The sequence below is a fragment of the Pseudomonas fluorescens genome, from assembly GCF_902497855.1.
In the GTDB taxonomy this organism is placed as follows: Bacteria; Pseudomonadota; Gammaproteobacteria; order Pseudomonadales; family Pseudomonadaceae; genus Aquipseudomonas; species Aquipseudomonas fluorescens_BI.
The window spans coordinates 756,121-778,125 of the sequence record NZ_CABVHU010000001.1 but is presented as its reverse complement, the minus strand read 5'-3'; the positions used below and the strand labels follow the sequence as shown (position 1 = coordinate 778,125).

Sequence of the window (22,005 nt, the reverse complement as noted above, 5' to 3'; positions counted from 1 at the left end):
GACATTGATGTTGAATGGGCTGCCATCTTCGCGAGCAGGCTCGCTCCCACAGGGGATTGGTTGTGTTTTTTTAATCGTACAAGACAGTTCACCCGCCACTCATGTTCATGAACCGCACGATCTGCACCTCCCCCTCCGGGCTGAAATCGTGGCGCAGGGGCTTGCCGCGCAGGGCTTTGTGGATGGCATTGATCACCGGCTGGTCATCCAGCGGATAACGCCGCAGAAAGCCGCGTAAATCCAGGGCATCTTCCTGCCCCAGACACAGCAACAACTTCCCCTCCACGGTCATCCGCACCCGATTGCAGCTGCCACAGAAGTTGTGGCTGTTGGGTGAAATGAAGCCGATGCGGGTCTCGGGGTGGCGCTCCAGGCGCACATAACGTGCCGGTCCACCACTGTTTTCCGTGCTGTCGAGCAAGCGATGCCGCCCAGCGATCAGTGTGCGCACTTCGTCGCTGGAACAAAACGACTCGCCCCGGGAACGCCCGACATCGCCCAGGGGCATCTCCTCGATAAAGCTGATATCGATGCGCTGGTCGATGGCGTATTGCACCAGTGCCGGGACCTCATCGAAATTACGCCCCTTCATCACCACGCAGTTGAGTTTGACGCGCTCGAACCCCGCGCCGCGCGCCGCTTCAATGCCGCCCAGCACCTGGTCGAGATCGCCGTTGCGGGTGATCGCCCGAAACTTCTGCCCGTCCAGGCTATCGAGGCTGATGTTCATCCGTTTGACCCCGGCCTCCACCAATGGCCCGGCCAGCCGCCCCAGTTGCGAGCCGTTGCTGGTCATCACCAGTTCGCGCAAACCGGGCAAGGCGGCAATGTTGCGGCACAATCCGACAATGCCCGGGCGAATCAGCGGCTCGCCGCCGGTGAGACGGATCTTGCGCACGCCCAGGCCGACGAACAGCGTCGCCAAACGCTGCAACTCCTCCAGGGTGAGCACCTGCTGACGCGGCAGGAAGGTCATGTTTTTCGCCATGCAATACACACAGCGAAAATCACAACGGTCCGTCACCGACATCCGCAGATAGTCGATCTGGCGTCCAAAACCATCCTGCATCACAGCGTTCATCACATCTCCCGGTTGGCCCGATTTCACTGCACCAGCGGTGAGTCGGCGCCCTGTAAGTGGATGCCGCGAATATCCGCCGCACCGATCAGGGTTTGCAGGTACTGCACCAGGGCTTTTTGCCAGACGCCCTGCTGCAACTGCGTGCGAATCGCGGTCGAAACCACTTCATAGGGCAATGGCTTGCCTTCGATGCGCTGGTCGACACTGATCACATGCCAGCCGTAGCGACTTTCCAGCGGTTTGCCGGCCAGACCCGGGGCCAGGGTGAACAGCTGACGCTCAAGTTCGGGCACGGTCTGGCCCTTGCTGATCTGGCCCAGGGAACCGCCTTGGGCCTTCGACGGGCAAGCCGAATATTTCACGGCCAACTCGGCAAAACTGCCGGGAAACTCTGCCAGGCGCTCCAGCAGGATTTGCGCCTGGACCTGCGCCAGGGAGCGCGCCTCGGCATCGTCCGGCGCGCACTCGAGCAGGATGTGCCGCACCGCCAGCAACGGTGCGCTGTGGAAGCGCCCGCGATTGTTTTCGTAGTAGCGCAGGCTGGTTTCCTCGTCACACTGAGGCACGGTCACCTCACGCTCGAGGAGCAAGCGCGTGGCCGCTTCTTCTTCGTTCTCACCGGCGCCGATTTCCAGCGACACACCGAGCTCGGCGATGCGCTGCTGCAACAGTTCGCGGATCACCAGCGCCCGGGCGGCCAGATAGACCGCCTCCTCGCGGCTTTCGGCCGGGTGGTATTGCAGCTCCTGGGCCATCGCCTCCGGGGTGATCGCCACCTCGTTGACGCTGATGATCGGCCACTCCTGCTCACTGCTGGCGATCAACTGGGCCGGGGCGTCATCGGCCGCCGCAGGCTCCACCGGCAGCGCTTCGAACTGCGCCTGCGCGACCGCCCCGATGTCGAGGACTTCCTCGGCTTTTTTGGAAGAACCGCAGCCACCGCTGCCCCCTTTACCGCCACCACATCCACATCCACCTGACATGATTGTCTCCTCAGTACTTCTGACGAACGATTTGATAACGACGCCCCAGGTACCAGATCGGTGCGCTGATCATGTGTACGAGACGGGTGAAGGGGAACAGCACAAACAGGGTCAAACCGAGAAACACGTGCAACTTGTAGATCAGCCCGACCGGCGCGATGGCCGCCGCCGCTTCCACCGGACGCAACAGCACGGTGTTCTGCGCCCAATCGGCGAGCATCACCATGACCGAGCCGTCCATGTGCCCGGTAGACGCGACGATGGTCAGCAGACCGAGCAGCAATTGCGCCAGCAGCACCAGCAGAATCAGGATGTCCGAAGGACTGGAGGTGGCGCGGACCCGAGGGTCGCTGAGCCGCCGGTTAACCAGCATCAGCAGGCCGATCAGGCACAACAGGCCGAAGAACCCGCCCGAAACCATTGCCAGCAACTGCTTGTTCTCGGTGCTGATCACGTGGTGATAAATCGACGCCGGGGTCAGCAGGCCGACAAAGTGTCCGGCCAGCACGAACAACACACCGATGTGAAAGAAGTTGCTCGCCACGCGCATACCGCGTTGGTTGAGCATCTGGCTCGAACCTGCTTTCCAGCTGTATTGCGACAGGTCGAAGCGGGCCCAACTTCCGATCAGGCAAATCGCCAGGGCGACGTAGGGATAGACCCCGAACAACAACAGGTTCCATTTAGACATTGCCTACCTCCTTGGCTGGCACGGCGGCCAGCCCTTCATGCTGAAAATCCACCCAGTGCAACGGTACCGCGCTTTCCTCACGGGCCTTGCCCGGCGCGCTTGGCAGCGAACTGCAACGGTCCTGCTGTTCAGCCTTGAGGAAATCCACGGCCTCCTCTTCCCAGATCTTGTCGAGGGCTTCGAGGGAGTCGTCGCGAGGTTCCGCCGCGACCTGCTCCCGCAGGTCGGCGACCGCCTGATGCGGCTCGGCCCCGGCAATTTGTAGCAGCGCCCGGAAGCAACTGGCATAGGCGCTTTCGCGCTCTTCCAGACGTGCCGCGAGCAAGGCCAGCAAGTGCGAAACATCCGCCAGGCCCTCGCGGGCCTCGATGTCTTCGCGGGTGGACAGGAACTCCAGGTACAGCGGGATATAGTCCGGCAGCTCCTTGACACCGATGGCAAAACCGGCGGCTTCGTATTGCGCCATCATGTCGACCATGGCCTGGCCACGGTCCCGGGACTCGCCGTGCACATGCTCGAACAACAGCAGCGACAACGAGCGCCCCCGACCGAACAGCGCACCGTAGTGCTCCTGCCCGTCCATCAGGTCATTGGCGCAGATCAGCTCGAGCAATTCGAACAACGCCGCGCGCTGTGTCGGGCTGATTTCCCGGCATTGAATGATCGCTTGCTCCAGTTCGTCGCGACCGCCAATCAGTGTCTCGGTCGGGTAATCGAGCAGCAGCGAAATCACTTTGAGAATTTGCATGCTCACTCCTCCCACAACTGCACGGTTTTCAGGATGTCGCGACGGTTGGCCTTCTTGGCGCCGAACATGTTGGTGTCGGAACTGCCGCTGCAGCCGCTGCCGAAACTGAAGCCGCAACCGGAACGCTCGGCGAAGGCGTCGCTCATGGCGTCCTCGCGGTGGGCACTCGGCACCACAAAGCGGTCTTCATAGTTGGCGATCGCCAGGTAGCGGTACATCTCCTCGACCTGGGCCACGCTCAGGCCGACATCCTCAAGTACTTGCAGGTCCTGAACACCGTCGACCTGCTCGGAACGTTTGTAGGCACGCATCGCCAGCAAGCGTTTCAGAGCACGCTTGACCGGTTTTTCATCGCCCGCCGTCAGCAGGTTGGCCAGGTACTTCAGTGGAATGCGCAGGCTGTCGACATCCGGGATCACCCCGTTCATGCCGACGGTGCCGGCCGTGGCGGCGTTCTGGATCGGCGACAGTGGCGGTACGTACCAGACCATCGGCAAGGTGCGGTATTCCGGGTGCAGCGGCAGCGCGAGTTTCCAGTCCACGGCCATTTTGTAGACCGGCGAACGTTGGGCCGAGTCGATCACCGACTGCGGCACACCGTCTTCCAGAGCCTGACGGATTACCGCCGGATCATTCGGATCGAGGAAAATCTCCAGTTGCTTCTCGTACAGGTCCTGCTCATTGGCGGTGCTCGCCACTTCGCTGATGCGGTCGGCGTCATACAGCAGCACACCGAGGTAACGGATGCGCCCGACGCAGGTTTCCGCGCAAACGGTCGGCATCCCGGCTTCGATCCGCGGGTAGCAGAAGATGCACTTCTCGGACTTGCCGCTTTTCCAGTTGAAATAGATCTTCTTGTACGGGCAGCCGCTGATGCACATGCGCCAGCCACGGCATTTTTCCTGGTCGATCAGGACGATGCCGTCTTCTTCACGCTTGTAGATCGCCCCGCTCGGGCAAGCCGCGGCGCACGTCGGGTTGAGGCAGTGCTCGCACAGGCGCGGCAAATACATCATGAAGGTGTTTTCGTACTCGCCGTAAATGTCCGCCTGGATCTTGTCGAAGTTCTTGTCCTTGCGACGCTTGGCGAATTCGGTGCCGAGGATTTCTTCCCAGTTCGGGCCCCACTCGATTTTTTCCATGCGCTTGCCGGAGATCAGCGAACGCGGACGTGCGGTGGGCTGATGCTCGCCCAGCGGCGCGGTGTGCAGGTGCTGGTAATCGAAGTCGAAGGGCTCATAGTAATCGTCGAGGCTCGGCAGGTCCGGGTTGGCGAAAATGTTCGCCAATACACGGAATTTACCGCCGATGCGCGGGTTGATCGTGCCGTTGGCATTGCGGATCCAGCCACCTTTCCACTTGTCCTGGTTTTCCCATTCTTTCGGGTAGCCGATCCCGGGTTTCGATTCGACGTTGTTGAACCAGGCGTATTCCATGCCTTCGCGGCTGGTCCAGACGTTTTTGCAGGTGATGGAACAGGTGTGGCAACCGATGCATTTGTCCAGGTTCAGAACCATGCCGATTTGTGAGCGAATCTTCATCTCAGTTCTCCTCGATATCGGTTGGCAGCGGACGTGGCAGGTCATCGCCACTTGAACCATCGAGCCAGTCGACTTTGGACATTTTGCGAACCACGACGAATTCATCGCGGTTGCAACCGACCGTGCCGTAATAGTTGAAACCGTAGGCCTGCTGGGCATAGCCGCCGATCATGTGGGTCGGTTTGAGCACAACGCGGGTGACCGAGTTGTGGTGGCCGCCACGGGTCTTGGTGGTTTCCGAACCGGGCACGTTCACGATCCGTTCCTGGGCGTGATACATCATCACCATGCCGTCCTTGACGCGTTGGCTGACCACCGCACGGGCGGTCAGTGCACCATTGATGTTGAAGCACTCGATCCAGTCGTTGTCCTCGATGCCGGCGCTTTTCGCGTCGTTCTCCGAGAGCCAGACAATCGGCCCGCCACGGCTGAGGGTGAGCATCAGCAGGTTGTCGCTGTAGGTGCTGTGGATGCCCCACTTCTGGTGCGGGGTGATCCAGTTCAGGACGATTTCCTTGTGGCCGTTACTGCGCTTGCCTTTCACCCCTTCGATGGTGCGGGTGTTGACCGGCGGCCGATAACTCATCAATTGCTCGCCGAACGCCTGCATCCACGGGTGATCCTGGTAGAACTGCTGGCGACCGGTGATGGTGCGCCATGGGATCCCTTCGTGAACGTTGGTGTAGCCGGCGTTGTAGCTGACGTGATCGTCTTCGAGACCCGACCAGGTCGGGCTGGAAATGATCTTGCGTGGCTGTGCCTGAATGTCGCGAAAACGAATCGCCTCATGGGCCTTGGACAGCGCCAGATGGCTGTGGTCGATGCCGGTGAATTCCGACAGCGCGGCCCAGGCCTTGACCGCCACCTGGCCGTTGGTTTCCGGCGCCAGCGACAGAATCACTTCAGCGGCGTCGATGGCCGTGTCGATTTTCGGCCGACCCTGGCTGATACCGGCATCGCCTTCTTTGTGATTGAGTTCACCGAGGAATTTCACTTCGTCTTCGGTGTTCCAGTTGATGCCTTTGCCGCCGTTGCCGTGTTTTTCCAGCAATGGCCCGAGAGACGAGAACTGCTTGTAGATGTTCGGGTAGTCACGCTCCACCACATGCAGGTTCGGTGCGTTCTTGCCTGGCACCGGTGCCACGCCGTCGCTTTTCCAGTCGGTGCCGCCAAACGGTTGGGCCAGTTCGCCGACGCTGTCGTGCATCAGCGGGATGGTCACCAGGTCCTTCTCAACGCCCAGGTGCCCTTCGGACATGCTGGAAAACGCCTTGGCGATGCCTTTGTAGATTTCCCAGTCGGAACGCGATTCCCATGCCGGGTCGATCGCCGCCGACAACGGGTGAATGAACGGGTGCATGTCCGAGGTGTTCATGTCGTCTTTTTCGTACCAGGTCGCGGTCGGCAACACGATGTCGGAATAGACGCAGGTCGAGGACATGCGAAAGTCCAGCGTGGTGACCAGGTCGAGCTTGCCGATGGCGCCCTCGTCCACCCATTCGGCTTCTTCGGGTTTGCAGTCGCCGACCTGGCCGATGTCTTCGTTCATCACCCCGTTCTTCGTGCCCAGCAGGTACTTGAGCATGTACTCGTGGCCCTTGCCCGAGGAGCCCAGCAGGTTGGAACGCCAGATGAACATGTTGCGCGGGAAGTTGACCGGGCTGTCCGGCTGTTCGCAGGAGAAGCGCAGCGAACCGTCCTGCAGCGACTTGACCACGTAGTCTTTCGGGTCCATGCCGGCCGCAGCCGCGTCGCGGCAAATGTGCAAAGGGTTAGTGTTGAGTTGCGGTGCGCTGGGCAACCAGCCGGCGCGTTCGGCGCGGATGTTGTAGTCCAGCGCATGCTCGGGGAATTGCGATTTGTCGGCCAGTGGCGAGAGCACGTCGTGCATGCTCATTTTCTCGTGGCGCCACTGCGAACTGTGGGCGTAGAAGAAGCTGGTGCCGTTCATCTGGCGAGGCGGACGGTTCCAGTCCAGGCCGAACGCCAGGGGCAGCCAGCCGCATTGCGGACGGAGTTTTTCCTGACCGACGTAGTGCGCCCAACCGCCACCGGTCTGGCCGACACACCCGCAGAGCATGAGCATGTTGATCAGCCCGCGGTAGTTCATGTCCATGTGGTACCAGTGGTTCATCGCCGCGCCGACGATGATCATCGAGCGGCCCTTGGTCTTGTCGGCGTTGTCGGCGAACTCACGGGCAATCTGGATGGCTTTCTCACGGCTGACGCCGGTGATCTGTTCCTGCCACGCCGGGGTGCCGGGCACCGAGGCGTCGTCGTAATCCTTGGCGACGTTGTCGCCGCCGAGGCCGCGGTCGATGGCCAGGTTGGCAGCCGACAGGTCGAACACGGTGGCGACTTTGGCCACGCTGCCGTCCGCCAGCACCACGTTATGCACCGGCACGCGGCGGTATTGCACGGCATCGCCGGCCACGTGCTGGAAGTGCTCGTGGGACTCGCCGGCAAAATACGGGAACGCCACTTCGGCCACGTCATCGCCGATCAGGCTCAGTTTCAGATCGATCTCACGGCCTTCGCCGCCTTCACGGGGCAGGATGTTCCACTTGCCCTTCTCGCCCCAGCGATAACCGATGGAGCCCTGAGGGGACACCAGTTCGCCGCTGGCATCGAGGGCGATGGTTTTCCATTCCGGGTTGTTTTCCTGGCCGAGGTTGTCGGTCAGGTCACTGGCGCGCAGGAAGCGGTCCGGCTGGTAACCGGCGCCCGGTGCCTTGTCGACCATTTGCTTGAGCAGCACCAGCACTGGCAAATCGGTGAAGCGCTTGGCGTAGTCGGTGAAATAGGCGCTCGGTTTGTCCAGGTGGAATTCTTTGAAGATCACATGGTTGAACGCCTGGGCCAGCGCCGCATCGGTGCCTTGCTTGGGGTTCAGCCACAGGTCGGTGAGCTTGGCGACTTCCGAGTAGTCCGGGGTGATCGCGACGGTTTTGGTGCCCTTGTAACGGACTTCGGTAAAGAAGTGCGCGTCGGGAGTACGGGTCTGCGGGACGTTGGAGCCCCAGGCAATGATGTAGTTGGAGTTGTACCAGTCGGCCGATTCCGGCACGTCGGTCTGCTCGCCCCAGACCATCGGCGAGGCCGGTGGCAAGTCGCAGTACCAGTCGTAGAAACTCAGGCAGGCGCCACCGATCAGCGACAGGTAACGCGAACCTGCGGCATAGCTGACCATCGACATGGCCGGGATCGGCGAGAACCCGACGATCCGGTCAGGGCCGTATTGCTTGATCGTATAGACGTTGGCGGCAGCGATGATCTCGTTGACTTCCTCCCAGTTGGAACGAATGAAGCCACCCATGCCGCGTTTGCTTTTATAGGAGTCGGCCTTGACCTTGTCCTCGACGATGCTGGCCCAGGCTTCCACCGGCGCCATGGTTAGCCGCGCATCGCGCCAGAGCTTGAGCAACGGCTTGCGGATTTTCGGGTACTTGAGCCGGTTGGCGCTGTAGATGTACCAGCTGTAGCTGGCGCCACGGGGGCAGCCACGGGGCTCATGGTTCGGCAAGTCGTTACGGGTACGCGGGTAGTCGGTCTGCTGGGTTTCCCAGGTGATCAGGCCGTTCTTCACGTAGATTTTCCACGAGCAAGAGCCGGTGCAGTTCACCCCGTGGGTGGACCGCACGATCTTGTCGTACTGCCAGCGCGAGCGGTAGACGTTCTCCCAGTCGCGAGACTCTTTGCGGGTCTCGCCATGACCTTCGGAAAACTCGTTTTGCTTGCGATTGAAAAACTTCAGTTGATCCAGTAAATGACTCACGGTGTAGTCCTCTCAGGCTTGCTGCGGGGTTCTGTGCCCCGCCCACGCAATGGTTGGATTCGGGTCGTCTTAGCAGGGAGTCGCTGCGCCTTTGCGCGCGTACCACCACCAGGTCACCACGATGCAGCTCAGGTAAAAGCCGACGAACATGTAGAAGGCCATCTCCGGGCCGCCGGTCTGGGCCATCGAAGTGCCGAAGGATTTGGGAATGAAGAACGCACCGAAGGCGCCCATGGCCGAACTGAAGCCCAGGACCGCAGCGGATTCCTTGCCCGCGTTTTTCAAGGCTTGTTCGCGTACTGCCGGTGGTTTTCCGGCCGAGGCTTTTTCATGCTGGGTGCGGAAGATCACCGGGATCATGCGGAAGGTGGAACCGTTGCCGATGCCCGTGGTAATGAACAGCAGCATGAACATGCCCAGATAGCCGTAGAAGTTGCCGGGCTCACCGTTCTGCGGCAGGAAGTGCATGACGCCGAAGACCATCACGATCATCGCCACGAAGTTCCACAAGGTCACTTTCGCGCCGCCGAGCTTGTCCGCCAGCCAGCCGCCCAATGGGCGTACCAGCGCACCGACCAACGGGCCGAGGAAGGCGAACTTCAACGCGATGACATCAGGGAACGAGGTCTTGATCAGCAGCGGAAACGCGGCGGAGAAACCGATGAACGAACCGAAGGTTGCCAGGTACAACCAGCACATCAGCCAGTTGTGTTTGCGTTTGAAGATGACCGCCTGCTCGCTGAAGGAAGCGCGGGCGCTGGACAGGTCATTCATGCCGAACCAGGCCAGCACCGTCACCAGGACAATAAACGGTACCCAGATGAAGCCGGCGTTCTGCAACCACAGCTGGCCATCGTCCGGCAGGGCTTGCGGCGAGCCGCCCATGAAACCGAACACACCGAAGGTAATCACCAGCGGCACGCAGAACTGCATCACCGAGACGCCCAGGTTACCCAGCCCGGCATTCAGGCCAAGCGCCGTGCCCTGCTGCGACTTGGGATAGAAGAAGCTGATGTTGGACATGCTCGATGCAAAGTTGCCGCCACCAAAACCGCAGAGCAAGGCAATCAACACGAACACGCTGTAGGAGGTGCTCGGGTCCTGCACGGCGAAGCCCATCCAGATCGAGGGCAACAGCAGCGATGCGGTGCTCAGGGCCGTCCAGCGACGGCCACCGAAGATCGGCACCATAAAGGAATAGAAGACGCGCAAGGTCGCCCCGGACAGCCCCGGCAATGCCGCCAGCCAGAACAGCTGGTCGGTGGTGAAGCTGAAGCCGATGGCGTTCAAACGCACGATCACCGTGCTCCAGACCATCCACACCGCAAAGGCCAACAGCAGCGCAGGAATGGAAATCCACAAGTTGCGCGTGGCGGTCTGTTTGCCGCTACGCCCCCAGAATGCTGGGTCCTCGGGGCGCCAGTCATGAATGACCGGGCCTTTGTCAGGCTTTTGCAGAACGGACATGTTCTTCTCCTAGGGCAATGCTGGAAATCGGGGACGGGGTCAGCAGCGGCGCTTTACCCAGCACCGGGCTTTTGCGTATCTCGCTGAAGTACATCCAGGTAAGGGAGACCCAGACCACGCCGTACATCAACATGAAGCAGGAAGAGCGCACGCCGGTGAGGTCCACCAGGGCGCCGAACAGGATTGGCAACACGAAGCCGCCCAGGCCACCGGCGAGGCCGACGATGCCGGACACCGCGCCCATGTTTTTCGGGTAGTCGTTGGCGATGTACTTGAAGACCGAGGCCTTGCCGAACGCGAAGGCGATGCCCATGACGAACAGCAGCACGGTGAACAGCGCGGGATTGAGGCCGATGTGGAAATCCACCGGGCCGTTGATCGTTTGCACTTGCAGCTGGGTCTGGGGATACGAGAGCAGGAACAGGCAGATCCAGCTGACCCACAACACCCACCAGGTCACGCTTTGCGCACCCCAGCGATCCGACATCCAGCCGCCGACCGCACGCAGCACGCCGCCGGGCAGGGAAAAACAGGCCGCCAGCAGCGCCGCGCTTTGCAGGCTGAAACCGTATTCCTGCACGTAGTACTTGGTCATCCACAGCGCGAGGGCGACATAACCACCGAAAACGATCGAGTAGTACTGGCAGTAGCGCCACACCGCAGGGTCTTTCAGCGAGCTCAGTTGCTCGCGCAACGTCGCGCCGGTGGCACTGCGGTGGTCCTTGTTTTCGGCACTGAGGAACCAGAACAACAACGCAGTAATAAAGAGGATCGCGCTGAAGACCTTTGGCACCAGCTGCCAACTGCCGGCAGCGATCAGCGCCGGGGCGAGAAACTTGGTCACCGCGGCCCCGGCATTCCCGGCGCCGAAGATGCCCATGGCGAAGCCCTGGTTCTCCTTGTCGAACCATTTGGCGACGTAGGCAATCCCCACCGAGAACGAGCCGCCGGCCAGGCCGACGAACAAGCCCAGCACAAGGAACTGCCAGTAGGCGGTGGCGTGGCTGGTCAGGTACAGCGGAGCGACGCAGGACAGCATCAGCAGGAAGAACACGCTGCGCCCGCCAAAGCGGTCGGTCAGCAGGCCCAGGGGCAAACGCACCAGCGAGCCGGTCAACACCGGGGTCGCGGCCAGCAGGCCGAACTGGGTTTCATTGAGCTGGAGCAGTTCCTTGATCGGCACCCCGAGCACGGCGAACATCATCCAGACCATGAAACAGACAGTGAAGGCCAATGTGCTCATGCCCAGCACCAGGCCTTGTCGTACACGGGGTTGGGTCACGATGCTCTCCAGTCAGTTAGCCACGGCTGCAGACTAGAGAGGCCGACCCCGCAAAAACTTGATCCATGTCAACGTAGTCCATGGGGGCACAGGCCTATGCTTGTGCGGTCTACCTCCAAGGAGGTAGTCCTGCAAAGGCTTGAAACCTTTGGTTTATCAGGGGCTTGGGCTTTTCTTCCACGGTTTTTGCTGACAGGGATCAGTCGACAACTCTTTAGAGGTAGCGCGCCCGGGATCGGCGGCAAAACCTGTTCTGGTGCGCCATATGCTCTGTATTCCTGATTTTTTCCCGAGTCGGCGTTGATGATTCGCTGGTTGCGCAGCTCCCTGCCCGCTCGCGCCGGGCTGGCGGTGATCCTGATCGCCGTGCTCGCCCTCGCCAGCTCATTGAGCGCCGGGCTGATCGCCTGGTTCAGCCAGGGCGATGCGGCGGCGATCAACACCGCCGGTTCCGTGCGCATGGAGACCTACCACCTGAGCTGGAAACTGGCGGCAGGCGCCTCCAGCGAAGACATCGCCATCGTTGCCGACAGCCTGCAGAATCGCCTCAACAGCCATTCACTCAAGGCGGTGCTGGAAGATGGGCCGAACACCGCTTTGCAAATCAGCTACGGGCAACTCCAGCAGTACTGGATGGAGCATTTGCGCCCGGCACTGGAACGGGGCGATGGTGCGGCCTTCCAGGCCAACGCCCTGCCCTTCGTCGAACAACTGAACCGGTTCGTCAGCCTGTTGCAACGCCGCAGTGAACAAAAGCAGGGCTGGCAACAGGTGATCCAGGGTCTGGCCCTGTTCACCACCCTGATCGTCCTGCTGATCGGCTTGTATGAACTGCAGTACAGCGTGATCACGCCCCTGCAGGAGCTGGTGCTGGCCACCCAGCGCTTTCGTCGCGGTGATTTCAAGGTGCGGGTCAATCATCGATCCCAGGACGAACTGGGCCAGTTGGCCATGAGTTTCAACGCCATGGCCGAGACGATCGAAGAGTCGCACCGCACCCTGGAAAGTCAGGTGCGGCAAAAAACCCTGAACCTGCAGCAAGCCAATGCCGCCCTCGAGCTGCTGTATCAGAGCAGCCGCAGCCTGGCCACACGCCTGGCCAATGCCGAAGGCCTGGATGAGTTGATCCGGCGCTTCCAGCAACGCCTGCCGGGGTTGCGCCTGTCGCTGTGCCTGCAAGGGCAATCCCAGGCGCCGGCCCAGCAGTTGCTCGCCCTGCATGGCGCGAACATCCGCGAAGTGTGCGCCAGCAGCGATTGCGCCACCTGCCAGAAGCACCATACAGCCAGCCCGCAAACCTTCAGCATCAGCAACCAGGGCAACGAACTGGGGGAACTCAAGGCGCATTTTGTCGACGGCCATCCCACGCAAGCCTGGGAAACCCAGCTGATCCAGGCCCTGGCCAACCTGATCGGCACCTCGCTCTCGCTCAAGCGCCAGCGGGAACAGGATCACCGCCTGCTGCTGCTCGACGAGCGTACGATCATCGCCCGCGAGCTGCATGACTCACTGGCCCAGGCCCTGTCCTACATGAAGCTGCAGGTCAGTCGCCTGCAGACCCTGATGCGCCGTGGCGAGCCGGTGGAGACCCTGGAAAACGTCACGGCGGAACTGCGCGAGGGGCTGAACAACGCCTACCGCCAACTGCGCGAGCTGCTGACCACCTTTCGCTTGCAGATCCACGATGCGGGGCTGGTCCAGGAACTCCAGGACACCGCCGAGGAGTTTTCCCGGCGCGGGGATTTCCAGGTGCACCTGCACGTCGACGCATTGGCTTTTCAGCTATCGGCCAGCGAGCAAATCCATATTTTGCAGATCACCCGCGAGGCGCTCTCCAACTGCCTGCGCCACGCCCATGCGCAAAGCGCCTGGCTCGAACTGCGTCAGGACGGTGAAACCGTCAGGCTCAGCGTCGAAGACGACGGGCGCGGGTTCAGCGGCAAGGTCGATCAGCGCGAACACCACGGCCTGAACATCATGGATGAGCGGGCGCGCAGCTTGCGCGGCCAATTGCAGATTATTTCCAGGGCGCCCCAGGGCACCCGCGTCCAGCTGGAATTCCGCCCGGAGTTTCTTGGGCAGCAAACAGAAGGTAGCGTCACATGACCCCGTCCCCGCGACACCGAATCCTGCTGGTCGACGACCATCCGATGATGCGTCACGGCATCCGCCAGATGCTCGAGCTTGAAGATGATTTCGAGATCGTCGGCGAAGCCAGCCACGGCGAAGAAGCCCTCACCTTGATCGAGCCGCTGCGACCGGACCTGGTGCTGCTCGACAACAACATGCCGCAAATGAACGGCCTCGAAACCCTGCGTCAATTACGGGCGACGCACTACAGCGGCAAGGTGCTGTTGTTCACGGTCTCGGACGCCGAAGACGATATTCGCGACGCACTGCGCCTGGACGCCGACGGCTATCTGCTCAAGGACATGGAGCCCGAACTGTTGGTGCAGTACATCCGCGATGCCTTGCACGGTGCGCTGGTGATCAGCCCGGGCCTGACCCAAGTCATGGCCCAGGCGCTGCGTTCGCCGCCGCGCCAGGCCGTGGTGGAGCTGACCGAGCGTGAACGCCAGGTCCTGAAAACCATCGCCAGCGGCTTCAGCAACAAGGTCATCGGGCACAAGCTGGGCATCACCGAAGGCACGGTCAAGGTTCACGTCAAGAACCTGCTGCACAAACTCGGCTTGCGCTCGCGGGTCGAGGCGGCGGTGTGGGCCATGGAGCACTTGCGCAGTGCGGGCTGAGGGACATGCCTCTTTCGAGGTAATCCTGCAGAGGCATAGGGCAATTGCCTCGTGTTCTTTACTATGACCGTCAGCGGAGGTACGCCATGCTGACCCACCCTTCCATCGTTTTAACGTTGCGCCGGCACCACCTGTTCAGCCAACTGCCGGAGAAAATCTTCGAGGAAGTCTGCGCCCTGGCCATGCTCAAGCGCCTGAGTTGTCATAGCACGCTCATGCACCAGGGGGATCCTGCCAAGCGCTTTTTCCTGCTGGTCAGCGGCCAGATCAAGCTGTACCGGCTTACCGGCGAAGGCCAGGAAAACCTGGTGGAAATCATCCAGCCCGGCCAGACCTTTGCCGAAGCCTTGCTGTTCAGCCAGGCCCGGTTGTACCCGGTGAGCGCCACGGCGCTGAAGGACAGCGTGCTGGTGAGTATCGAGGGCAGCCATTACCGCAGCGCCCTGGAGGAGCAGCCGAAGGTGTGCCTGGCCATCCTCGCGAGCATGAGTGTGCACCTGCACCTGCGCTTGCGCGACATCGATACATTGACCATGACCAGCGCGAGCCGGCGGGTGATCCATTTCCTGTTCCAGGAGCGCAACCCGCTCACCAACCGGATCGTCCTGCAGGTCTCCAAACGCCTGGTGGCGTCCAAACTCGGGATTCAGCCGGAAACCTTTTCGCGGATCCTGCATCGGCTGGTCGAAAGCGGCCTGATCGCCATGGAGCGGCGCAATATCAGCATCCTCGCCGAAGAGGACCTGGCAGCATTTCAATAGATGCAATTGACCACAGTCATTGCGCAATGCCGCCGGCGTTGCACACTGGACCAGTCCATCCCATGGAGAGTGCCCATGCCCCGTTCAACCTTGCCTTTGGTTTACGCCTGCTCAGGCTGCAGCAATGTGGCCCAGCTGGCCAACACCCTGGCCGTGCGCCTCGATCGCAGCGGCCTGGCGGAAATGTCCTGCATCGTCGGGGTCGGCGGGCACGTGGCGGCGCTGGTCAACAAGGCGGCCTCGGGTAGGCGGATCTTTGCGTTGGACGGTTGTGCGCTGGAATGTGTGGCGAACTGCTTGAAGCAGCATGACCTGCACGCAGATGTGCACCTGATCCTCAACCAGCACGGCCTGCGCAAACGCAATGGCGAGGAATGCACGCAGGCGCAGGGCGAGGAGTTGTTTGAAGTGATCAGGCAGTTGATTGCCACTGATGCCCTGCGGCATGAAAGCCAACAGGAAACAATGGCCTGACAGCCAACGAAGAACCCCTGTAGGAGCCGGCTTGCCGGCGAAGGCGGTGGCACATTCAACATTGATGTCGACTGTTGTACCGCCTTCGCTGGCAAGCCAGCTCCTACATGATCGGTTGCGAACCGCTGGATTGTGGACACGCCAAACCCTGTAGGAGCCGGCTTGCCGGCGAAGGCGTCTTCATGGGCGCTGCAAGGCTTGAGGCCGCCTTCGCTGGCAAGCCAGCTCCTACATGATCAGTTGCGAACCGCTGGATTGTGGACACGCCAAACCCTGTAGGAGCCGGCTTGCCGGCGAAGGCGTCTTCATGGGCGCTGCAAGGCTTGAGGCCGCCTTCGCTGGCAAGCCAGCTCCTACATGATCAGTTGCGAACCGCTGGATTGTGGACACGCCAAACCCTGTAGGAGCCGGCTTGCCGGCGAAGGCGTCTTCATGGGCGCTGCAAGGCTTGAGGCCGCCTTCGCTGGCAAGCCAGCTCCTACATGATCAGTTGCGAACCGCTGGATTGTGGACACGCCAAACCCTGTAGGAGCCGGCTTGCCGGCGAAGGCGTCTTCATGGGCGCTGCAAGGCTTGAGGCCGCCTTCGCTGGCAAGCCAGCTCCTACATGATCAGTTGCGAACCGCTGGATTGTGGACACGCCAAACCCTGTAGGAGCCGGCTTGCCGGCGAAGGCGTCTTCATGGGCGCTGCAAGGCTTGAGGCCGCCTTCGCTGGCAAGCCAGCTCCTACATGATCAGTTGCGAACCGCTGGATTGTGGACACGCCAAACCCTGTAGGAGCCGGCTTGCCGGCGAAGGCGTCTTCATGGGCGCTGCAAGGCTTGAGGCCGCCTTCGCTGGCAAGCCAGCTCCTACATGATCAGTTGCGAACCGCTGGATTGTGGACACGCCAAACCCTGTAGGAGCCGGCTTGCCGGCGAAGGCGACTTCATGGACGCTGCAAGGCTTGAGGCCGCCTTCGCTGGCAAGCCAGCTCCTACATGATCGGTTGCGAACCGCTGGATTGTGGACACGCCAAACCCTGTAGGAGCCGGCTTGCCGGCGAAGGCGACTTCATGGACGCTGCAAGGCTTGAGGCCGCCTTCGCTGGCAAGCCAGCTCCTACATGATCGGTTGCGAACCGCTGGATTGTGGACACGCCAAACCCTGTAGGAGCCGGCTTGCCGGCGAAGGCGTCTTCATGGGCGCTGCAAGGCTTGAGGCCGCCTTCGCTGGCAAGCCAGCTCCTATATGATCAGTTGCGAACCGCTGGATTGTGGACACGCCAAACCCTGTAGGAGCCGGCTTGCCGGCGAAGGCGTCTTCATGGGCGCTGCAAGGCTTGAGGCCGCCTTCGCTGGCAAGCCAGCTCCTATATGATCAGTTGCGAACCGCTGGATTGTGGACACGCCAAACCCTGTAGGAGCCGGCTTGCCGGCGAAGGCGTCTTCATGGGCGCTGCAAGGCTTGAGGCCGCCTTCGCTGGCAAGCCAGCTCCTATATGATCAGTTGCGAACCGCTGGATTGTGGACACGCCAAACCCTGTAGGAGCCGGCTTGCCGGCGAAGGCGTCTTCATGGGCGCTGCAAGGCTTGAGGCCGCCTTCGCTGGCAAGCCAGCTCCTATATGATCAGTTGCGAACCGCTGGATTGTGGACACGCCAAACCCTGTAGGAGCCGGCTTGCCGGCGAAGGCGTCTTCATGGGCGCTGCAAGGCTTGAGGCCGCCTTCGCTGGCAAGCCAGCTCCTATATGATCAGTTGCGAACCGCTGGATTGTGGACACGCCAAACCCTGTAGGAGCCGGCTTGCCGGCGAAGGCGTCTTCATGGGCGCTGCAAGGCTTGAGGCCGCCTTCGCTGGCAAGCCAGCTCCTATATGATCAGTTGCGAACCGCTGGATTGTGGACACGCCAAACCCTGTAGGAGCCGGCTTGCCGGCGAAGGCGACTTCATGGGCGCTGCAAGGCTTGAGGCCGCCTTCGCTGCGGTGCGGCGATCCGACAAGCCAGCTCCTACAGGGTTATGTGTTGGTCAACCTGCCGCCAAGCCCTTCCCCGCCCGCTCCAGATTGCGCCACAACCACACAGGCAACACATCAGGATCCAGGCTGTCGATCAGGTTCTTCAACGCCAGCCCCAGCTCGGTATCACCCTCGATCACCAGGCGCCGGCGAAAGAACAGCGTGTCCGGGTCTTCCTGACGGCTGGCCAGCAGCAGAAACTCGCGCCAATTGCCGCTGATGGTCACATCCGCCGGGGCATGCCCGGCAATCCGCAAGCCTTCCCGGCTGAGCGTCAAGTACCAGGACAAACCCAGATCCGGAATCCGCAGGCACAGCCAGCGCCCGCGCAACACTTCAAATTCGCCCTCGCGCAACGGCTCGGCCAGACAGCGATTGAGCGCCTGCTGCAACGCCAGGCGCTGCACCGCAAAGGGCACTCGACGCACCAGCGGCAATAACCGGTCGGCACCTTTCAACAACCACTTTTTACGATTCAACACAGGCCGACCTCCTCGACGCGCAACATGCCGGCCTGGCCATGCCAATAACCATTGCAACCTTCGACGAACAACGGCGGCATCTCGCCCAGACGAACCCGCTGATAGGCGGCAACCACCTCGGCCATGCCTTCAGCCCGCGGGCTCAGGCGCAACAGATCGGCACCGCAGGCCACCAGCCCGGCGTAATCCGCCAGCAGATTGGTCACCTCGGCCGACATCGTTTGAATGCCGTTGATGGTGAACAACGCCTGCCCTTCCTGACTGGTCAACGCCAGGCCATCGGGGTAGTTGATGCAGCAAAACTGGCAGTCGTCCTTGGGCTTGTTTTCCGCCCGAGCCGTGAAGCAGCGTGCGGAATAGGCCAAGGGCAAATGCCCATAAGCGAAAATTTCAACTTGCGGCACCGCACGCCCCAGTTCCCGCACCTGGCCAAGCACATCGCCGATCAGCGCCGCCGAGCATTCCACCGGCGGTACCCAACGGATCATGCCGCTGTCCAACAGTTGCGCCAGTGCATGACCGTTGTACAGATTCAGCGCCGGGCCGCCCACGAACGGCAGCTTGCGCTCGGCCAGCAACTGCACCGCGCCCATGTCGTTGGCCTCCACCAGCAACTGACCGTTGTCGCAGAGCCGGCGCAGGCTGGAGAGTTCGGACGCCGCCTCGATCAGGGTCAGGCTGGAGATCACCAACTGTGCCTGGCTGCATTCCTGTAGTTCGCGCCCCAATCCCAGCCATTGATCCAGGGAAAAGGACCGGCGTTTGGAGCACACGGTTTCCCCCAGGTAAATCACGTCCAGGGGCAAGGCCGACATCTCGGCGTAAAACTGACTGAGTTGCTGTTTGTCCCAGTAAAACAGGACAGGTCCAAGGCTGAGCTTCATGTGCCGTCCCTCATTGCCATGATCGATGATAAGCACCCAGGGTGGTCTGGCTGCCTTCGGAAAGACCGGCCAGCACCCGGCGCCATTCGTCCTTGACCCGAAAACTGGCCGGCGCGCCACGGTGGGCATCGAGTGCCGCACGCCAGACGCGGGTGACTTGTTCGACATAGGCCGGGCTGCGTTGGCGGCCCTCGATTTTGACCGCTTCGACGCCGATGGCCGTCAACTCCGGCAGCAGGTCCAGGGTGTCGAGGCTGGTGGGTTCCTCCAGGGCATGGAAGCGTTTGCCGCCGACCAGGAAGCGGCCTTTGCACAGGGTCGGGTAACCGGCCGGTTCGTCGGGGGTATAGCGGTCGATCAACACTTCACTGAGGCGTGCGCTCAAGCCTTCGGCGTCTTCGCTCCAGCGCACCGCCTTGGCCGGCGAACAGACCCCGCACAGGTTCGGCGACTCGCCGGTAATGTAGGAAGACAGATGGCAACGCCCTTCGGCCATGATGCACAGGCTGCCGAAACCAAAGACTTCGATGGGTACCGGGCTGCTGGCGGCGACCTGGCGAACCTGCGCCAGGGACAACACCCGTGGCAGCACCGCGCGCCGGATGCCGTAGCGCTGCGCATAGAATTGCAGCGCCGCGGCATGGGTCGCCGAGCCCTGGACCGACAGGTGCAACGCCAGTTGCGGATGGCGCTGGCTGGCATAGTTGAGCACCCCGGGGTCGGCGGCGATCAAGGCATCCACACCGAAATCGGCGGCGCGATCCACCGCCCGCTGCCAACGCTCCCAGCCCTTGGGTTGCGGGTAGGTGTTGACCGCGACGTAGAGTTTGCGCTGATGCTGGCGGATGTGGGCGACCGCGGCGTCGAACTGCTTGTCGTCCATGTTCAGCCCGGCGAAATGCCGGGCATTGGTGTCATCGCGAAAGCCGACATAGACGGCATCCGCGCCTTGGCGCACCGCCGCTTTAAGCGCAGGCAGGTTCCCTGCCGGGCAGACCAGTTGCATGGGTAATCCTCATGGGAAATCGCGTCTCGCCCGTCCATCGACGCCTGTGGCGCACCGGGCGAAAAAGGCGCTGCCAGTCTAGCGAGACCGGCAGCCATGGCCTTGACGGCAATCAATTGCCCTCAATGCATCAGGTCGGCGAAGGACAGGAACATCACGTTGTCGTGCTTTAGCACTTGCTGTTCGCACTCGATCACCGCCAGGCCGTCGGCCCAACAGGCGGCCGTCAACATCGCCGAGCTTTGCTGCGGGTGCAGCTCCACGCGCAACTGGCCGTCAGCGCCGGGGGTCAGCCGTGCCCGCAAATACTGCCGACGCTTGTTGCGCAGCAGCCAGTCGAACCCGGCCGGTACGCTCAATGGCAGCGGCAACACATCAGTCACCCCCTGGGCCCGAAGCAGCAACGGACGCACCACCACCAACGCGGTAATCAGCGCCGCCGAAGGATTGCCCGGCATGCCGATCCAGGGTTTGCCGGCCACTTCACCGAAGGCCAGCGGTTTGCCCGGCTGGATGGCCAGGCGCCAGAAATCGATGCGACCCAGTTCCTCGATCGCCTGTTTGAGATGATCCTCCTCACCGACCGAGACGCCCCCGGAGCTGAGCAGCAGGTCACATTCCGAAGAGGCCAGGCTCAACGCGTGTCGACTGGCCGCCAACTCATCGGCCATGACGCCATAGTCGTGCACCTCGACACCCCAGCCGCGCAATAACGCGGCCAGGCAATGGCGATTGCTGTTGTAGATCTGCCCCGGTGCCAAGGCCTCGCCCGGCTCGCGCAGCTCATTGCCACTGCTGAGCAGGCACACCTGCAGCGGCCGGTAGACCTCGACCCGGGCGATACCGGCGCCGGCCAGCAAGCCCACTTCCTGGGCGCGCAGGCGTTTGCCGGCCTGGAGCAACAGGTCGCCGCGGCGGACTTCCTCGCCCAGCCTGCGCACGTGATCGCCAAGGCCCACCGCCGGGAAACGCACGCGCTCGCCTTCTACCCGGCAGCGCTCTTGCGGCACCACCGTATCGGCACCCGAGGGCAATGGCGCTCCGGTGAAGATCTGCACCGTCTGTTGCGCGAGCAAGGGTGAACAGGCTTGGTCGCCCGCGGCAATTCGCCCGCCAAGCGCCAGCCAGCCACCCTCCGCCGGCAGGTCGGCGGCCCTGAGGGCGTATCCGTCCATGGCGCTGTTGTCCCAGGCCGGCAGGTTCACCGGGGAATGAATATCGCACGCCAGTACCCGGCCCAGGGCCTGATCCAGATCGATCATCTGCCCCGGGGGCGGCGGCGGTGCCTGATCCAGCAGACGGCGGATGGCCTCGTCCACCGGCATCAGACTGCCGAGGTCGCACACCCGGGCGCTCATGGGCGTGTCTCGCAGGCGTCGATCAGTTGTTGTGCCTGCGGCTTCAGATGTGGAGCGAAGTTGCACGGGCCGGTGCGGCTGTCCAGCTGTTCGAGCAGGATCTGGTTCCAGGCGGTGCGGCAGGCCCCCGGCGAACCCGGCACACAGCACACCAGCACGCCGTTGCTCATCCCGGCCAGCGCCCGGGACTGCAGGCTGGACATGCCGATCTCCGCCAGCGACACCTGGCGGAACAGTTCACCGAAGCCGTCCACGTGTTTGTCCAGTAACGGCAACACCGCTTGCGGCGTGTTGTCGCGAGCGGTGAAACCGGTGCCGCCGGTCATCAGGATCACTTGCACCCGGGGGTCGGCGATCCACTGGGAGACCTTGGCGCGGATCTGATAAACGTCGTCCTTGACCAGGTCGCGATCGATCAGTACGTGCCCGGCGGTCTGCAGCAAATCGGTCAGGGTCTGTCCCGAGCTGTCGGTGTCGAAGGTGCGCGTATCGCTGATGGTCAGCACGGCGATGTTCAGGGGTTCGAAAGTACGTTGCGCCAGATGGGCCATGTCCAGGTCTTCCCGTAGATGAGGGTATGGCCCGAAGCCTGAACCGGAATGGCGCGCGGGCCTATTCCTCGTTGGAGGTACCTCCACAGGGCAATACGGATAATGCGTCAGGCACAAAACCTGTGGGAGCGAGCCTGCTCGCGAATGCGGTGTGTCAGTCGAAACTGATG

At 62.0% G+C, this 22,005-nt stretch carries 17 protein-coding genes; 4 read left to right on the top strand and 13 right to left on the bottom strand.

Annotated elements, in window-relative coordinates:
• Positions 1-88 precede the first annotated feature (88 nt).
• The 8 genes from moaA to F8N96_RS03525 form a co-directional block, all read right to left on the bottom strand.
• Positions 89-1,081: a GTP 3',8-cyclase MoaA gene (gene moaA, locus F8N96_RS03560; protein WP_150796593.1), complete on the bottom strand. Its 993-nt coding sequence runs from the start codon at positions 1,079-1,081 to the stop codon at positions 89-91.
• A 23-nt stretch (positions 1,082-1,104) separates the two neighbouring features.
• Positions 1,105-2,064 (bottom strand): peptidylprolyl isomerase, encoded by a 960-nt coding sequence (locus F8N96_RS03555; RefSeq protein WP_150796592.1) that lies wholly within the window; start codon positions 2,062-2,064, stop codon positions 1,105-1,107.
• 10 nt (positions 2,065-2,074) lie between these two features.
• Complete coding sequence (narI, locus tag F8N96_RS03550; protein ID WP_150796591.1) at positions 2,075-2,755, bottom strand: respiratory nitrate reductase subunit gamma; 681 nt, start codon at positions 2,753-2,755, stop codon at positions 2,075-2,077.
• On the bottom strand, positions 2,748-3,503 hold the full coding sequence (gene narJ, locus F8N96_RS03545; protein ID WP_150796590.1) for a nitrate reductase molybdenum cofactor assembly chaperone: 756 nt from the start codon (positions 3,501-3,503) through the stop codon (positions 2,748-2,750). The genes narI and narJ overlap by 8 nt, the downstream gene beginning before the upstream one ends.
• A 2-nt stretch (positions 3,504-3,505) precedes the next feature.
• Positions 3,506-5,044: a nitrate reductase subunit beta gene (narH, locus tag F8N96_RS03540; RefSeq protein ID WP_150766228.1), complete on the bottom strand. Its 1,539-nt coding sequence runs from the start codon at positions 5,042-5,044 to the stop codon at positions 3,506-3,508.
• A 1-nt stretch (position 5,045) separates the two neighbouring features.
• Positions 5,046-8,819, bottom strand: coding sequence for a nitrate reductase subunit alpha (locus F8N96_RS03535; protein WP_150796589.1), 3,774 nt, complete (start codon positions 8,817-8,819; stop codon positions 5,046-5,048).
• Between the two features lie 69 nt (positions 8,820-8,888).
• The gene (locus F8N96_RS03530) at positions 8,889-10,286 is read right to left on the bottom strand and encodes a NarK family nitrate/nitrite MFS transporter (protein ID WP_150796588.1); all 1,398 of its coding nucleotides are present in this window, start codon (positions 10,284-10,286) and stop codon (positions 8,889-8,891) included.
• Entirely contained in the window at positions 10,264-11,568 is a 1,305-nt protein-coding gene (locus F8N96_RS03525; protein ID WP_150796587.1) for an MFS transporter, read from the bottom strand. Before F8N96_RS03525 ends, F8N96_RS03530 begins: the two co-directional genes overlap by 23 nt.
• Before the next feature lie 303 nt (positions 11,569-11,871).
• Between F8N96_RS03525 and F8N96_RS03520 the strand changes: the two genes are divergently transcribed.
• From F8N96_RS03520 to F8N96_RS03505, 4 genes are all read left to right on the top strand, one after another.
• A complete protein-coding gene (locus tag F8N96_RS03520) occupies positions 11,872-13,674 on the top strand; it encodes a HAMP domain-containing protein (protein ID WP_150796586.1) in 1,803 nt (600 codons plus the stop codon).
• Positions 13,671-14,318 (top strand): two-component system response regulator NarL, encoded by a 648-nt coding sequence (gene narL / locus F8N96_RS03515; RefSeq protein ID WP_150796585.1) that lies wholly within the window; start codon positions 13,671-13,673, stop codon positions 14,316-14,318. The genes F8N96_RS03520 and narL overlap by 4 nt, the downstream gene beginning before the upstream one ends.
• A gap of 86 nt (positions 14,319-14,404) precedes the next feature.
• The gene (locus F8N96_RS03510) at positions 14,405-15,079 is read left to right on the top strand and encodes a Crp/Fnr family transcriptional regulator (protein WP_150796584.1); all 675 of its coding nucleotides are present in this window, start codon (positions 14,405-14,407) and stop codon (positions 15,077-15,079) included.
• A 75-nt stretch (positions 15,080-15,154) separates the two neighbouring features.
• The gene (locus F8N96_RS03505; protein WP_150796583.1) at positions 15,155-15,553 is read left to right on the top strand and encodes a putative zinc-binding protein; all 399 of its coding nucleotides are present in this window, start codon (positions 15,155-15,157) and stop codon (positions 15,551-15,553) included.
• Between the two features lie 2,012 nt (positions 15,554-17,565).
• On the opposite strand, the gene ubiT is transcribed toward F8N96_RS03505, so the two are convergent.
• From ubiT to moaB, 5 genes are all read right to left on the bottom strand, one after another.
• The gene (gene ubiT / locus F8N96_RS03495) at positions 17,566-18,036 is read right to left on the bottom strand and encodes a ubiquinone anaerobic biosynthesis accessory factor UbiT (protein ID WP_150796582.1); all 471 of its coding nucleotides are present in this window, start codon (positions 18,034-18,036) and stop codon (positions 17,566-17,568) included.
• Complete coding sequence (locus tag F8N96_RS03490) at positions 18,030-18,920, bottom strand: U32 family peptidase (protein ID WP_150796581.1); 891 nt, start codon at positions 18,918-18,920, stop codon at positions 18,030-18,032. The genes ubiT and F8N96_RS03490 overlap by 7 nt, the downstream gene beginning before the upstream one ends.
• 10 nt (positions 18,921-18,930) lie before the next feature.
• Positions 18,931-19,926 carry a ubiquinone anaerobic biosynthesis protein UbiU gene (ubiU, locus tag F8N96_RS03485; RefSeq protein ID WP_150796580.1) on the bottom strand — a complete coding sequence of 332 codons (996 nt, stop codon included), beginning with the start codon at positions 19,924-19,926 and terminating at the stop codon, positions 18,931-18,933.
• Positions 19,927-20,048: 122 nt separating this feature from the next.
• Entirely contained in the window at positions 20,049-21,284 is a 1,236-nt protein-coding gene (gene glp, locus F8N96_RS03480; protein WP_150796579.1) for a gephyrin-like molybdotransferase Glp, read from the bottom strand.
• Positions 21,281-21,835 carry a molybdenum cofactor biosynthesis protein B gene (gene moaB, locus F8N96_RS03475; RefSeq protein ID WP_150796578.1) on the bottom strand — a complete coding sequence of 185 codons (555 nt, stop codon included), beginning with the start codon at positions 21,833-21,835 and terminating at the stop codon, positions 21,281-21,283. The genes glp and moaB overlap by 4 nt, the downstream gene beginning before the upstream one ends.
• Positions 21,836-22,005 lie beyond the last annotated feature (170 nt).